Below are 15,419 nucleotides of genomic sequence, written 5' to 3' on the forward strand. Positions count from 1 at the left end.
ATTTGTTAATTTTAAATTGGTATTTAGCTACTTAAACTAAAAATAAAGTTTCTTATTAGTTGATTTTTTTTATTTTTTTTTGTACTCTATTATCATTAAAATAATTATAACAATAATAAGGTTTTTATGCCTGATCCTTATGCCAAATTGTCAGTTTTTCATAATACATTAGATGAGCTTGAACCTTTTAAAGACAAGAAAGCTGCGCAAGATTTTCAAAAAATCAATCCTACTACCGATAGCAATATCCTAATTCCTTATTTTGAAAATGCACGAATTGAATTATTGCTGCCTGGTTCGGCATGTTTTAAATCCTCAGATTTAAATAAAAATGTAAGAGTTATCGGCGCTAGAAATCCTAGTAAGAGAAAAAAATTTTCGGTTAGAATTAAGCATTTTTTTTATCAAAAACTAGGTATACATTATGTTCGTAATATAAATGACCTCATTGGAGATAGTATTAATTTAGATGAAGGTAGATTTATTATCACTTATAATCAAATTAACAATAATGATAATGACAGTGCATTCGAAAAATTTATTGAAAAAGAAAATCAAGAAAGTTCTAAACAATTTAAAGAAAATCTTTTTGCTGGAAAACCATTTATTGACGATGCTGAATTTTTAGAAAATCTTTCTAAATTAGCTGCAGATTTAAAGTTAGAAGGAGGAATGACTTATTTTATTTTTAAAGAAAAGGATGGCAGTAAAAAAATATTACGCCAGACCTTTAAACAAGATGATAATGAAAATGTAACAAAATTTTTAAAGAATGAAAAAAAAATTGGATTATCCAAATCTGCTGAGTTAAAACCACATAAATATAAAAATTACCACTTACTTGGATTTGCGCGGGATTGGATAAAATGGACAATGTTTGCCGGGGTGACTGGGATAGGAGCAGGATTGATTTTAGGGCTCTTTGTTACTCCTCCATTAGGTACAATTCTAGCTGCGTTGGCAGCGGTAATTACTTTTGTAGGGATTAGTAGCTTAGGTTTTTCAAAAGCAATTCAAAATAACCAAACCACGATTGAATTTGGAACATCTGAGTTGGTCGATGAACAGCAGATTGGCTTTGTTTCTAGAATGAAAAAATTTTTACATAGTCTTTTTAGTGGAAAATCAAACAAAACTGCCATTTTTCGTACTAAGAATGCCGAGTCTGAAATATTCACTACCATGGTCGATTCACCTATTGAATCTGATGCTGTTGCAAATTTGAATCGATCTGGCGCAAGCTTGGTAATGTCAAGTTTAGCATTAAGCTTATTATTTAAGTTTCGGCAAGAAAATGACTCTTCTATTACTGAAGATAATCAGTTGCATAGCATTCACACAATATTAAAAAAATAATGTTATCCTATTAATGTTATCTGATTTTTTGATGCAAGTGTGCAAAAAAATCTGTGCTCAGTTAGTATGCCTTAAAGAAAATAACAAGGAGTGTTATGTTGCTAAGTCGATTACACAATCAAAAAGGCACACGGAAAATATTAGTCGATTTACTTTTTAAAAAAGGCTATTGTCTCTGTATTCCCGATCCAGGAATTATTAAATCACACCTCGAACAGGTACATCCAAGCTGGATACAAAGCTTCTTGTTAAGTAAAAATGAGCTTGAACTTTCAGTGATCCCGATGTTTATGTTCATTTTTATTAAAAATAAGAGTTTGACGACCGATCAAAGCAAATGCTTACTTGAATTATTGCAAATATTAATGGCGCGAGCGGAATTCGATACTATCGATCAAATATTTTTTGATAATAAAATTAATCAAATGGCTTGGGCCTATTATATAGTAAGTGAGTTGATAAAATTTAGGTTAAGCGATTTTGTTATTTCGGATAAAAATAGCAAAAGAATAACGGCGCTAGCGGCGTGTATCGATTTTTTTTTTGACCAGGCCAGCGCGCTTACCATAACAAAATTAAGTTTAAATAATGAAAATACCGGTTTTTATATTATTCAAAAACTTATGTTTCTTATAGCCCACAAGACTTTACATCCCAGCCAAGTTATTTATTTAAACGATATTGGTAAGAAAATAATTGATAAGACCACAAACTTCGGTATAGAAACATTAGTTTTCCGGACACAACGTAATGGATTTAGTTTCATTTGGTGCGTTTTAGGGACATGGTTACAGATGGTGTTTGAGAATGAAAAATCAAATCAATTTAAAATTAATTATTACGCCCAGCTAACTAATGGTTTATTGGAAAAAATCAGTGCTGAAAAATTGCCCACCATTTTGTTAGAAAATGAAACAAAAGGTTATATAATAATTTTACGTTATATTTTTTTTAAACGCTTGAGGCTTAGCTCCTCGCAGCAGGACTTAAGCGAAACCTTCAGTTTCTTTAATCGATGGTGTAAAAAAATATTTTCTACGCTTACTTTTCAACAAATTGAATTAATTTTAGATAATTTCCCTTCATTACTCATTAATGATCGAAACCTTTCCTATACGGATCGACAGCAATTAATACAAGATTTCTTTGTTTATTTGTTTGAGTTTTCTAGATTGCAACCCAAAGAGATTGTCCAGTTAAAAGATTTAAAACAACGACTAGAAGATCGTTGTTCACCTAGTAATAAAATAATAAGATTTTTTAACCAGATAAAAACGCATTGCCGATTTTTTAACAGGTCTAATTTTCGAAATGCTATCCAAAAGGAGGATGAAATTTCTCTTGATGAAAGCAGTGATCTGCTGAGTGTTGAGTATGCTAGACTAAACAACAATTATTTGACAGTGAGTAGGTAAGAGGAATCTCGTCATGCGTAAGCAATATATCATCGGCAATTGGAAGATGCACGGCAACAAAGCTTCCGTTGCTGAATTATTAAATAACATTAAGAATTTTGAGCAAAAAGAAAAATCTAATGTAAAGATGATAGTCTGTCCTCCTTATGTTTTTCTCGAACAAACCCAGATTTTACTAAAAAACACCCAGCTGCAATGGGGCGGTCAAAACATGGCGGTGGAGCAAGAAGGTCCTTACACCGGGGAGATCTCGGCGCGCATGTTGTATGAATTTGGTTGTCGATATGTTTTGCTCGGCCACTCAGAACGCCGGCATTTGTTTGCGGAAACGGATGCACAAATCGCAAAAAAATTTGATTTAGCTATAAAATCGGGCCTTACACCCATCCTTTGTGTCGGAGAGACCTTAGCTGAACGTGAGGCAAAACTAACCTACAGCGTATTGCAAACTCAATTAGAAAAAATAGTAGATTATGGTAGCGAAGTTTTTAAACGAGCTATTATCGCCTACGAACCTGTTTGGGCTATTGGTACAGGGCTGTCAGCCCAACCCGAGCAAGCGCAAGAGGTGCACCAATTCTTACGTGAACAAATTAAATTTTTGGGCTCGGATCTTGCACAAGAATTACCTATCCTGTATGGTGGCAGCGTTAAAGCCAGCAATGCTGAGGCTTTGTTTCGGATGCCCGATATTGACGGCGGCTTGATTGGCGGAGCATCATTAGATGCCATAGAGTTTTCACGTATTTATGGAATACTTGCTTCAATAGCATGTGATAAAATTTAATTTTTAGTATTCTAGTCTAACGCACAAGATTTATGTTACAGCAGTTTTTAGTTTTAATGCACGTTATTATTTCAATCGCATTGATTGCTTTGGTTCTAATACAACAAGGTAAAGGTGCTGAATTAGGTGCGACTTTTGGAAGCGCAGCTTCGCAGACAGTCTTTGGTAGTCAAGGATCAGGTTCCTTTTTACTTAAATTAACCGGTCTACTTGCATTATTATTTTTTGTCACCAGTCTTAGTTTAGGTTATTTAGCTGGACACACAGTTAGAAAAGACCCCATTCAAAACTTAGCTAGCATGGCTCAGCAATTACCATCCAAAGGTAATAAAACTCATGATGTAGAAAATAAAAATTTATCTTTGAATAAAAGTAGAGGAAAAACAACTTTAGACCATCAACAATCGTATCCTCTGCCGTCTGAATTTTCTTAATTTATTTGTATCGTTGCCGAAATGGTGGAATTGGTAGACACGCCGTCTTGAGGGGGCGGTGGCGCAAGCTGTGCCGGTTCGAGTCCGGCTTTCGGCACCAACTGTTTGTTATACTCACAGCAATGTAAAATGCGAAGAGTATTTTTACACTTCAAGCTACTAGTCGATATCTTGAAGTGTTTATCTCAGTTTTTTGTTCTTCCTAAAAGCATTTTTATTTAACTTCTTCTGGTAACACAGAAGAATGATGTGATGAAATCAACCATTTGTGCCCATCCCAACGATAGGTGAATGTATAACGTGCATGAACCTTTTTTCCACCTTTTAAAGTAAATGTATATAAACCGGTATCAATTGCTTTGTTACATCCTATCTTTATGGTGCGTGAATCGATTTTGCCCACCGGATGTTTACTTAAAAAGTCTTTAAAATAAGCTATCCGTTCAGCACTATTCACTCTGGGTTTGTTAGCAATTGTTGCCAATAATATCGCGTTATCCGTGTAATTAGCATTTACTCTAACAGGATTTCTGCTTTTAAGAGAGGCGTTCCAGCGATCAAATAGTGCGGCAATCTCTTGTTCGTTAGTTTTAACACACGCTATATGGTTACTTGAGCTCATCGCCATGATAGCGGGGGTTGATAATAAACTGCTTAATAAAACAGCTGTAATGATAGTTTTTTTACGCATAGAAAATCCTTAAAAAATTAGAACTTAATACCAATAATAGTAGGTTAGTTATCTGATGTCTGCAATTATACTCTTCGTGCTTGAATTGTTGCCAGTGTTGCCATTTAATTCTCAATCCTTTCGCGGGACTTGCTAAAAATCTAATTGCAGTGAGTATGCATTAACTATCTCTAAGTAATTCATTAATCGCAACTTTGGTTCGAGTTCGGTCGTCGATTTGTTTGATAATGACCGCACAGTTGAGATGACAATGCCCTGTTTTAGAGGGCATACTGCCTGCGAGTACTACTGAACCTGCAGGTACGCGACCATACACCACTTCATCGGTTTTACGATTATAAATAGGCGTATTACTCCCTATAAAAACTCCCATACCAATGACACTATTTTCTTCAACTACTACGCCTTCTACCACCTCTGAGCGCGCGCCTATAAAACAGTTATCTTCAATAATGGTTGGCTTGGCTTGTAACGGCTCGAGTACACCACCAATGCCTACACCGCCAGATAAATGTACATTTTTACCAATTTGTGCACAGGAACCCACCGTCGCCCAAGTATCTATCATAGTTCCTTCGTCAATATACGCGCCTATGTTAACGAATGAGGGCATAAATATCGTATTTTTTGCTACGAAGGAACCTTGGCGAATGCAAGCATTGGGTACAATACGTGGTGAACCATCTCTTGCAAAATCTTCGGCATTATAATGAGCATACTTTAATGGGATTTTGTCAAAATAATGCGTATATCCCGCATCAAATAATTTATTGGTATGAATTCGAAAGGACAATAAAATAGCTTGTTTTAACCATTCATGGACCTTCCAAGCATCGTTTATTTTTTCGGCAACGCGTAGTTTTCCTTGATCGAGTAATTCAATTGCTTCTAAAATTGCTGATTTACTAGAGTTATCTATAGTCTCAGCATTAATCTCGTTGATATGTGGGTAAGCTTTTTCGATAATCGTTTTTAATGGTGTCATGGAGGAGAACTCATTTGGGTTTAAAAAAATAATTACTCGGCTATAGTGACTGTTTCAGTTTTACCTTCAAGTTCATTAAGGTTATCAGGACTCAGTTTAGAATGATAAATCAAAGTATAGACTACCGGCAAAATAAATAAGGTAAAAAGTGTACCGATAGACATTCCTCCCAAAATAACCCAAGCTAATTGGTTGCGTGCATGTGCCCCTGGACCGTTGGCCAATGCCAATGGAACGGCTGCTAACAACATGGTTGCTGTGGTCATGAAAATAGGACGTAAACGTAATGCAGCGGCTTCAATGACGGCTTCTTGTACAGAAATATGCAGATTTTTTTGTAATTGTCTGGCGAATTCTACAATTAAGATCCCATGTTTAGTAATCAGCCCAATTAAGGTAATTAATCCAATTTGTGTGTAAATATTTAAACTTCCACCCACACAATACAGTGCAAATAGTGCCCCGGTTAAGGATAAAGGGACAGCAATAAGGATAATAAAGGGCGCACGAAAGCTTTCAAATTGCGCAGCAAGAACAAGAAAAATAAATAACAATGCAAACAAAAAGGTTTGTTGCATATTATTTCCGCCTTGTATGAATTGACGCGTTTCTCCTGAAAAATCAATTTGCACGTTATGAGGAAGAATTTTATTCGTTAATTGTGTTAAATACTTAACAGCATCACCGATGGTATAACCAGGAGTAAGATTAGCACTAAAAGTAACAGCGCGTAATTGCTGAAAATGATTAAGGCTTAAAGGCGTAAATGAATTTTGTACATTGACGAAATTAGCTAGAGGAATCAGTTTGTTATTTTCGCCGCGCACATTAATCAGTTTTAGCTGCTGGTCAGTCGTCATATAATTTCTATTGAGTTGTGGGATCACTTGATAACTACGACCATCCCAATTAACCAGACTTGCTTGTGGTGCGCCGATGAGACTATTCAAGCTATTCGCGATGTCACTCATACTAATGCCTAGTGAATTAGCTTTATCTCTATCAATATTAATTTGGATTTGATTAGCATCAATTTTGAGATCGGATTGTAGACCTAAAATATGTGGATTATTTTGTGTAATGGCTAACTGTAATTTTTTGCTAAATTGATTCAAGACCTCATAGCTGTCAGTACTTTTAAGAACAAACATAAGCGGGGCATGCCCAGTAGCGCCAGGCAGTGCATGCGGGCTAAATGGAAATGCTTGTAGACCAGTAATTCCCCAAAATCGCTTAAATAAAGTTTGAATAATATCGGTAGTTGTTTTATTTCGTTCTTGCCAGGGCTTTAAAATTAAAAAAGAGAGCGCGTTATTGGTGATAGGCATTCCTATTAAAGTAATATATGTCTCTATCTCGGGAGTGGATTTATAGATTGCTTGAATTTTTGCCATATACTTTTCCATATAGGCTAGGTTAGCCGACGTCGGTCCAGTTGCGGCACTGATAATAAGACCTTGATCTTCTTGTGGTGCCAACTCGCTAGGTAAGATTTTAAATAATCCAAAACACACAAAATAAATCGTCAGGCCGATAGCTAACATAATTTTTCGATGGCTTATTGCCAGAAGTAAATATTTTTTATAAGCAGCTATCGCTACATGAAAAAAATGATCGACTTTTAGGCTAAAGCGTGAGGATTGCTGTTCTTGTTTTAAAAGCTTAGCGCACATCATCGGTGAAAGTGTTAAAGCAATGAAGCCTGAAATAATAACTGCTGCCGCCAAAGTAAAAGCAAATTCACGAAATAGTAAACCGGTCATATCGTTGATAAAACCAATCGGTGTATAAACAGCAGCTAAGGTTAATGTCATGGCAATGATGGCGAATCCAATTTCTTTAGTGCCGATAATGGCGGCGTTTTCCGGCGTTTTTCCTAAACCGATATGACGATGGATATTTTCTAACACTACAATCGCATCATCGACGACTAAACCAATACCCAACACCCAGGCTAAAAACGTTAATACATTTAATGTATAACCTAAGGCCAGCATGGCAGCGCATACGCCCATTAAGGATAAAGGAATGGTGACAAACGGAATTAAACCCGCACGAAAATTAGCTAGGAATAAAAAGATGATGGTAAATACAAATAGACACGCTTCAAAAATAGTCTTTTTTACATCATGTAAGGACGCAGCAATAAATTTTGCAGCATTCCAGACTAAATGAATTTTTATATCTCCCGGAGCCGCTTTCTCTAATTCGGGTAACACCGCTATGACTGCCTTGGAAACGTCTAAAGGATTAGCGGTACTAAGAGATACGATACCCATAATGACTGATTTTTTGTTGCCATTAACCGTGGCACTGCTATCGTCCGACTCTACACCGAGTACCGCATGGCCCACATCCGATAAACGTACTAAATAATTATTTTGCTTATGAATAACTAAATGATTTAATTCGGCTGCTGTATGTATATCGGTATTGGTGTTGATATTAATGATTTGATTGGGAGTAATCAGTGACCCAGAGGCTGATTGAATATTATTTTGCTGTAGGGCTGTCATAATGTCGCTAGCAGTTATTTGATGAGCAGCCATTTTTATCGGGTCAAGCCAAATCCGTAAAGCATACTGATTGTCACCAAATATTTGTGCTTGGCTAACGCCAGGAATAGTTTGTAAATGTGGTTGGATAACTCGAATGAGGTAATCTGTAATTGCAGGAGGACTTAGTGTGTTACTAGAAAATGAAATGAAAAGCGTTGGATCTGCGTCCGGATCTTTGGTATTAATAACCGGATCTAAAACTGCTTTAGGTAATTGTTTGCGTACAGACGCAATTGCGTTACTGACATTGGTCATAGCTTTGGTTAGATCATAACCTAGCTTAAATTGTAAAGTGATCCGGCTAGTACTTTGCTTGCTTGAGGAATGCATCAGATCGATGCCTTCAATACCGCCTAAAGCATTTTCTAGGGGCGTAGTAACAAAACTTTCCATTAAATGTGCAGGTGCGCCCGGATAACTGGTTTGTATGTTAATGACAGAAGGAGATATGGAAGGATATAAGCGTATCGGTAAGGATAAAAATGCCTTAACTCCGACTAGCAAAATGAACAAGCTTAAAACAATACTTAATACGGGTTTGCGGATAAACAGCTCAGTGAATTGCATCGGTTTACTTCTCAACTATCACGACTGAATTTCCCTCTACTTTAAAACCGCCCACGCTAATAATTTGATCTCCCGGATGAATAGCACTGCTCACCAACCCTATTTTTCCATCCTCATGAAAACGAATCTTGACGGGTGTTTTAATCGCTTTATGCTGAATGATGCGATACACAAAGCTGCCGTTATCATCGGTATTGACTGCGGTTTCTGGGACGATAATCAATGTTTGGGGTGAACCGATTTCAATTTTGATATCAACAAAAGCACCGGGGAGTAATGCTTGGTCGGGATTATTAAGACTGGCGCGCACTCCTAAACTACGTGTGTCATTATCAATGTGTGAATCTATTGCATAAATAGTGCCAACAAATGTCTTGTTTGGGTAAGCACTCGCATGAATCAATATCTTGCTACCAATAATTACTTTGCTTGCTTCAGTTCCAGGTATATTAAAATTTACCAATAAGGGATTAATGGCCTCCAAGTTGGTAATAGGCGTACTCGGATCAATAATATCCCCTAAATTGACCTGACGGAGACCTAATCGTCCACTGAACGGCGCGCGTAGGAGTGTTTGATCGAAAGCGGCTTGACTTTGCGCTTGTTTGGCGAGATCTACTTGATAAGTTGCCGAAATTTTATCTAGGTCTGCTTTTGCAAATACCTTCTTTTTATACAAGGTTAAACCACGCTCATAGTCGGCTTTACTTAATTGTGTTTGCGCTTTAGCGGCAGCTAACTGAGCGCTTAAAATATCCGGATTAAGTTGTAGTAAAGGGGCTCCGACTTTAACATTTTCACCTGAACGGAAAAAAATGCCGGTAATGCGGCCAGATGTTTCCGCCTTGATGACGGTGCCTTGGCTGGCAGATAGACTCCCAACAGCCTCTAGCGTTTTTTGCCAAGATCCTAGGCATGCAGGAACAGCTTCCACCATTACTGGAGACGTGAGTTGAGGGCCTTTTTTATTATAAAAGGCGATGCTAATAGCGCTTGCAGCTATTAATATACTTAGAAGAACAGCGTAAACTAAGCGCATATTGTTATTTTCTTTATTTTTTGACGCTTTTATTTCAGTAAAAATACTGTGGACTAAGGACTATATAGGCTCAATAGCTCGAAATCAACCAAGCTACTTTGGAGTGGTAAATGCCAATGGGGGGGCTTCTATACTAGATGACGTTTTGTTCTTCAGTGCGTTTGGTTAATACTTCATAACCGGTTTCAGTAACCAGTAATGTATGTTCCCATTGCGCCGATAAGCTATGATCTTTGGTCACGACTGTCCATTGATCCGGCATGAGTTTAGTAAAACGTTTGCCGGCATTGATCATAGGTTCTATCGTGAAAGTCATGCCAGGAATTAATTGAATCCCAGTGCCGCTTCGGCCATAGTGTAGTATCTGTAGATCTTCGTGAAACAATCGACCGATACCATGGCCACAATATTCTCGCACTACGGAAAATCCCTCTGATTCCGCGTACGCTTGTATGCACGCGCCTATATCACCCAAATAGGTACCAGGCTTGACCAAACGTATGGATTTATACAAACATTCTTGAGTAATTCTAGATAAACGTTGTGCCAATATCGAAGGTTTACCAACAAAAAACATTTTACTCGTGTCGCCATGGTAACCGTCTTTAATAACAGTGATGTCAATATTAATCAGGTCCCCGTCTTTTAAGACGCGATCGCTGGGAATGCCGTGGCAGACTTGGTGATTAATAGATGTACAAATAGATTTCGGAAAACCACGATAATTTAAGGGGGCAGGAATTGCCTGTTGTTCATTGACGATATAATTGTGACAGATTTTATCGAGTTGATTGGTGGTAATATCCATTTTCACATGCGGCGCAATCATTTCTAAAACTTCTGCCGCTAAGCGCCCGGCAATACGCATTTTGTCGATTTCTTGCGGAGTTTTTATAATAATGGGTGACATAATAAATGGATTTTATAAATTAATTGATTTGACCATGACAATGTTTATATTTTTTTCCAGAACCGCATGGACAAGGATCATTGCGTCCGGTTTTATTTGAATTTCGTTGCGTACTAAGACGAGCGCTTGCAGTTTCATCAGTCAATGACGCTTCATCAGCCGCAAGCAAGTCTTGATGTTGAAAATCCAGTAATTGTGGCATTTGCTGACGTCGTTGCTCTTCTAAGCGTTCGGCATCTTCAGGTGCTCGGATTTGCAAACAGCAGAGCAAACTAATGACTTGATATTTTAGCTGATCTAAAAGTTCAGCAAATAATAAGAAGGATTCGCGCTTGTATTCTTGTTTCGGATTTTTTTGTGCATAGCCACGTAGATGTATTCCTTGGCGCAAATGATCCATGGCCGCCAAGTGATCTTTCCATAAGCTATCGAGTGTTTGTAGCATTAAAGTTTTTTCAACTTGGCGCAGCGTCGGAGAGCCAAATAAATTTTCTTTTTCTGCATAAGCGTTTTGAGCGGCAAGTAATATTTTTTCACGCAGATTTTCTTCAAGACAATTAGGATCTTCCAACCATGTGTCTATGGGTAAATCCAAACAAAAATTTTGTTTCAACTCATTTTTTAAGCCCGGTATATCCCATTGTTCTTCTAAACTTTGCGGTGGAATATAATGTTCTATAGCACTATAGATAACGTCAGCCCATAAATTGTTAATCACCGGTGAAATATCTTCTGTCGCCAATAATTCATTACGTTGTTCATAAATAACTTTACGTTGTTCATTGGCGACGTTATCAAATTCTAATAATTGTTTGCGCACATCAAAATTACGGCCTTCTACTTTTCGTTGCGCGTTTTCTATGGCACGCGTTATCCAGCGATGTTCAATGGCTTCACCGGGTTGCATACCAATCTTTTGCATAATCATAGCAACGCGATCCGATGCAAAAATACGCATTAAATTATCTTGTAAGGATAAATAAAAACGTGAAGAGCCCGGGTCACCCTGTCGTCCAGAACGACCGCGTAATTGATTATCAATACGACGTGATTCATGTCGTTCACTACCGATGATATGTAAACCACCAGCGGCAATTACTGCATCATGTTTTTTTTGCCAGTTGAGTTTATGCTGTGCAATTTCTTCTGCCGAGCTATCACTTGGTAAGACAGCCAGTTCGGTTTTTAAATTACCACCTAAGACAATATCCGTTCCGCGACCCGCCATATTCGTGGCAATGGTTACCGTGCCAGGGCGACCGGCTTCGGCAATAATTTGGGCTTCTTTTTCATGAAACTTAGCATTAAGCACTTGATGCGTAATATTTTCTTTTTCTAGCAGTTGCGATAAATATTCTGATGTTTCTATTGATGCGGTACCGACTAATATCGGTTGCTGACGTGCTTGACACGCTTTAATGTCATCAATGATGGCATTAAATTTTTCATCTTTGGTCAAATAAATTTGATCGGCTAAATCTTGACGCGAAACCGGTAAATGCGTGGGGATTACCACGACTTCTAAGTTATAAATTTGTTGAAATTCATAGGCTTCGGTATCGGCGGTGCCGGTCATCCCTGCCAGTTTATGATACAAGCGAAAGTAATTCTGAAACGTAATCGACGCTAAGGTTTGATTTTCGTTTTGAATGTTGGCTTTTTCTTTGGCTTCAACCGCTTGATGTAAACCATCTGACCAGCGCCGACCCGACATTAAACGGCCGGTGTGTTCATCGACAATAATTACTTGATTATTTTGCACAATATAATCGATGTCACGTTGGAATAAATAATGCGCGCGTAATGCCGCGTAAACATGATGCATCAAACCAATATTAGTCAGATGATATAAGTTTTCGCCTGGATTTAATAAGCCTTGTTTGACTAATAACTCTTCTAGTTTTTGATGTCCTTCTTCGGTTAAATAAGCTTGTTTAGCTTTTTCATCCAGATAAAAATCGCCGGGACCATCTTCTGCTTTTCTTAAAACCAGCTTAGGTATAATTTGGTTGATCTTGATATAAAGTTCCGAGCTTTCTTCGCTGGCACCAGAAATAATTAAGGGAGTACGTGCTTCATCAATCAAGATGGAATCCACTTCATCGACGATGGCAAAATTTAAAATACGTTGTGATTTTTCTGCCAATGAAAAAGCCATATTATCGCGTAGATAATCGAAACCAAATTCATTATTGGTACCGTAAGTAATATCCGCTGCGTAAGACGCTTGTCGTTGAGGAAGAGGGAGATCAGAAACAATCACACCGGTACTTAAGCCTAAAAAAGTATAGACCGGTTTCATCCATTCTGCGTCGCGTTTGGCTAAGTAATCATTGACCGTCACGATGTGCACACCTAAACCGCTGAGCGCATTCAGATAAGCAGGTAAGGTAGCGACTAAGGTTTTACCTTCACCGGTGCGCATTTCAGCAATTTTTCCGCTATGTAAAACCATGCCACCAATTAGTTGTACATCGAAATGACGCAAACCTAACACACGCGTACTGGCTTCACGCACTACAGCAAAAGCCTCTATTAACAATTCATCTAAAGAGCAGCCATCTTGTAAGCGGGCTTTGAATTCTGAGGTTTTTGCTTGCAATTGCGCATCAGATAAATTTTGCATGCTGGGTTCTAGCGCATTTATCACAGCAACAGTTTTTTCAAATTGTTTTAGTACGCGCTGATTGCGGCTAGGAATAAATTTACTTAAAAGCTTAGAAATCATAAATATAAAAAACTCTCAGTGTGCTTTACGCAACAAAAGCCCAGAAAATGTGCTTACTGTACTAAAAAGTAAGTGACACTGCTAGTCGTTGTTCAATAGCAGACAAAATAGTGGTGGCATCTAAATCTACCTGTGCGAGTAATGTGTTCGGATCACCATGTTCGATAAATCGATCCGGAAGTCCTAAGATCAACACATCACAAGCAATGCCTTGTTGATGTAGAAATTCACTCACCGCCGACCCGGCACCACCTACCTTAACATTTTCTTCTAAGCTGACCAATAAACCATGCGTTTTTGCTAGATTACGTAACAGCTTTTCGTCCAAAGGTTTGACGAAGCGCATATTCACCACGGTTGCATCTAATGACTCGCCGACACTGAGAGTCGCGTGTACCATAGAGCCAAAGGCCAACAAGGCTATCGAGTGTCCCTTGCGACAGATTTCAGCTTTACCGATAGGTATGCATGACATTTCTTGTTCAACTAAAGTACCTATGCCGGCACCGCGCGGATAGCGTATCGCGCAAGGCGTACTGAGTTGAAAGCCGGTGTAAAGCATTTGTCTTAATTCATTTTCATTACTGGGTGTCATGAGTGTCAGATTCGGAATACAACGCAGATAGGAGAGATCAAAGCAGCCATGGTGAGTTGCGCCGTCTCCCCCTACGATCCCGGCCCTATCCAAAGCAAATAATACCGGTAGATTTTGCAATGCAACGTCATGTATCAATTGATCATAAGCACGTTGTAAAAAGGTAGAATAAATGGCGACTACCGGTTTTTGGCCTGCGCAGGCTAAACCTGCAGCGAAAGTGACGGCATGTTGTTCCGCGATACCCACGTCAAAGTAGCGATCCGGATAACGTTCGGAAAACTCTATTAGATCCGATCCTTCACGCATCGCCGGTGTAATCGCGATTAAGCGTTCATCGATAGCCGCCATATCACAAATCCACTGGCCGAAAATATTGGCGTAGGTCTTAGGTTTGGGCTTATTCGAAGTGGGTAATACCGGCGCTAAAAAATGTGGATTGACGGCATGATAAGCAATAGGATTTTGCTCGGCAGCGGTATAACCTTTACCCTTGGTAGTGATGACATGCACCAGTTGCGGGCCGGATAATTGGCGTAAATTGCTGAGTGTATTTAACAATAAAGGTAAGTCATGGCCGTCTATCGGGCCGATATAATTAAAGCCTAATTCTTCAAATAAAGTGCCTGGGACTAACATGCCTTTGACGTGTTCTTCAGTCCGCTTAGCGAATTTACGGACACTAGGAATAGATTCCAAAATTCTTTTGCTGCCTTCTCTGACGCTAGAATAAAGTTTGCTGGATAATATACGCGCAAAATAATTAGATAAGGCGCCGACATTGTTGGAAATCGACATGTCGTTATCATTAAGTACCACTAAAAGATCCGCATGGATATCGCCCGCATGATTTAAAGCTTCAAAGGCCATGCCAGCAGTCATCGCGCCATCGCCTATCACCGCTATGGCTTTTTGATCGGTATTATTTTTTTTTGCAGCGACACTAAATCCTAATGCGGCGCTAATCGAAGTGCTCGAATGGCCGACACCAAAACTATCAAATGAACTTTCTTCACGCGAAGGAAAAGGAGCTAAACCATGAGTTTTCCGAATGCTACAGAGTTGTTCGCGGCGACCGGTCAGGATTTTATGTGGATAGGCTTGGTGACCAACATCCCAAACAATGTGATCATACGGCGTGTTGAATATGTAATGCAAAGCAATGGTTAATTCCACGGTTCCTAAATTAGCCGCGAAATGACCTCCACATTGATCCAGCGTTTGAATGAGAAACGCTCTAAGCTCAGCAGCTAATTGTGGCAGTTGCGCAACATTGAGTTTGCGCAACTGTGCGGGAGAATTAATCTGTTCTAGTAAAGAACCTGTGCTGTTGTTGAGGTCCATGTAGTTTATA

Annotated in this window: 11 protein-coding genes and 1 tRNA gene; 5 read left to right on the forward strand and 7 right to left on the reverse strand. The window is 38.6% G+C overall.

Features of this window, described 5'->3' with window-relative positions:
- Positions 1-126 precede the first annotated feature (126 nt).
- The 5 genes from AAHF87_RS06735 (at position 127) to AAHF87_RS06755 (ending at position 4,092) form a co-directional block, all read left to right on the forward strand.
- Complete coding sequence (locus AAHF87_RS06735; RefSeq protein ID WP_342147741.1) at positions 127-1,356, forward strand: DUF456 domain-containing protein; 1,230 nt, start codon at positions 127-129, stop codon at positions 1,354-1,356.
- Positions 1,357-1,451: 95 nt separating this feature from the next.
- The gene (locus AAHF87_RS06740) at positions 1,452-2,771 is read left to right on the forward strand and encodes a hypothetical protein (RefSeq protein ID WP_342147742.1); all 1,320 of its coding nucleotides are present in this window, start codon (positions 1,452-1,454) and stop codon (positions 2,769-2,771) included.
- A 13-nt stretch (positions 2,772-2,784) separates the two neighbouring features.
- Positions 2,785-3,558 (forward strand): triose-phosphate isomerase, encoded by a 774-nt coding sequence (gene tpiA, locus AAHF87_RS06745; protein WP_342147743.1) that lies wholly within the window; start codon positions 2,785-2,787, stop codon positions 3,556-3,558.
- A 32-nt stretch (positions 3,559-3,590) separates the two neighbouring features.
- Positions 3,591-3,992, forward strand: a complete 402-nt coding sequence (secG, locus tag AAHF87_RS06750; RefSeq protein WP_342147744.1) for a preprotein translocase subunit SecG — start codon at positions 3,591-3,593, stop codon at positions 3,990-3,992.
- A 15-nt stretch (positions 3,993-4,007) separates the two neighbouring features.
- Positions 4,008-4,092: transfer RNA gene (locus AAHF87_RS06755), tRNA-Leu, on the forward strand.
- 114 nt (positions 4,093-4,206) lie between these two features.
- Here the strand turns inward: AAHF87_RS06755 and AAHF87_RS06760 are convergent.
- The 7 genes from AAHF87_RS06760 to dxs form a co-directional block, all read right to left on the reverse strand.
- Positions 4,207-4,683 carry a DUF4440 domain-containing protein gene (locus AAHF87_RS06760; RefSeq protein ID WP_342147745.1) on the reverse strand — a complete coding sequence of 159 codons (477 nt, stop codon included), beginning with the start codon at positions 4,681-4,683 and terminating at the stop codon, positions 4,207-4,209.
- Positions 4,684-4,843: 160 nt separating this feature from the next.
- The gene (dapD, locus tag AAHF87_RS06765; protein WP_342147746.1) at positions 4,844-5,668 is read right to left on the reverse strand and encodes a 2,3,4,5-tetrahydropyridine-2,6-dicarboxylate N-succinyltransferase; all 825 of its coding nucleotides are present in this window, start codon (positions 5,666-5,668) and stop codon (positions 4,844-4,846) included.
- Positions 5,669-5,700: 32 nt separating this feature from the next.
- Complete coding sequence (locus tag AAHF87_RS06770; RefSeq protein ID WP_342147748.1) at positions 5,701-8,793, reverse strand: efflux RND transporter permease subunit; 3,093 nt, start codon at positions 8,791-8,793, stop codon at positions 5,701-5,703.
- A 4-nt stretch (positions 8,794-8,797) separates the two neighbouring features.
- Positions 8,798-9,832, reverse strand: a complete 1,035-nt coding sequence (locus tag AAHF87_RS06775) for an efflux RND transporter periplasmic adaptor subunit (RefSeq protein ID WP_342147749.1) — start codon at positions 9,830-9,832, stop codon at positions 8,798-8,800.
- A 133-nt stretch (positions 9,833-9,965) separates the two neighbouring features.
- Positions 9,966-10,742: a type I methionyl aminopeptidase gene (gene map / locus AAHF87_RS06780; RefSeq protein WP_342147750.1), complete on the reverse strand. Its 777-nt coding sequence runs from the start codon at positions 10,740-10,742 to the stop codon at positions 9,966-9,968.
- A gap of 19 nt (positions 10,743-10,761) precedes the next feature.
- Entirely contained in the window at positions 10,762-13,470 is a 2,709-nt protein-coding gene (gene secA / locus AAHF87_RS06785) for a preprotein translocase subunit SecA (protein WP_342147751.1), read from the reverse strand.
- A 61-nt stretch (positions 13,471-13,531) separates the two neighbouring features.
- The gene (gene dxs, locus AAHF87_RS06790) at positions 13,532-15,409 is read right to left on the reverse strand and encodes a 1-deoxy-D-xylulose-5-phosphate synthase (RefSeq protein WP_342147752.1); all 1,878 of its coding nucleotides are present in this window, start codon (positions 15,407-15,409) and stop codon (positions 13,532-13,534) included.
- Positions 15,410-15,419: the final 10 nt, after the last annotated feature.

The sequence above is a fragment of the Rickettsiella endosymbiont of Aleochara curtula genome (assembly GCF_964030935.1).
Classification (GTDB): Bacteria; Pseudomonadota; Gammaproteobacteria; order Diplorickettsiales; family Diplorickettsiaceae; genus Aquirickettsiella.

Coding starts and splice junctions, on each gene's coding strand:
- AAHF87_RS06735 (WP_342147741.1), top strand. CDS start 127: ATGCCTGATCCTTATGCCAAATTGTCAGTTTTTCATAATACATTAGAT.
- tpiA (WP_342147743.1), top strand. CDS start 2,785: ATGCGTAAGCAATATATCATCGGCAATTGGAAGATGCACGGCAACAAA.
- AAHF87_RS06770 (WP_342147748.1), bottom strand. CDS start 8,793: ATGCAATTCACTGAGCTGTTTATCCGCAAACCCGTATTAAGTATTGTT.
- map (WP_342147750.1), bottom strand. CDS start 10,742: ATGTCACCCATTATTATAAAAACTCCGCAAGAAATCGACAAAATGCGT.
- secA (WP_342147751.1), bottom strand. CDS start 13,470: ATGATTTCTAAGCTTTTAAGTAAATTTATTCCTAGCCGCAATCAGCGC.
- dxs (WP_342147752.1), bottom strand. CDS start 15,409: ATGGACCTCAACAACAGCACAGGTTCTTTACTAGAACAGATTAATTCT.
- dapD (WP_342147746.1), bottom strand. CDS start 5,668: ATGACACCATTAAAAACGATTATCGAAAAAGCTTACCCACATATCAAC.
- secG (WP_342147744.1), top strand. CDS start 3,591: ATGTTACAGCAGTTTTTAGTTTTAATGCACGTTATTATTTCAATCGCA.
- AAHF87_RS06760 (WP_342147745.1), bottom strand. CDS start 4,683: ATGCGTAAAAAAACTATCATTACAGCTGTTTTATTAAGCAGTTTATTA.
- AAHF87_RS06775 (WP_342147749.1), bottom strand. CDS start 9,832: ATGCGCTTAGTTTACGCTGTTCTTCTAAGTATATTAATAGCTGCAAGC.
- AAHF87_RS06740 (WP_342147742.1), top strand. CDS start 1,452: ATGTTGCTAAGTCGATTACACAATCAAAAAGGCACACGGAAAATATTA.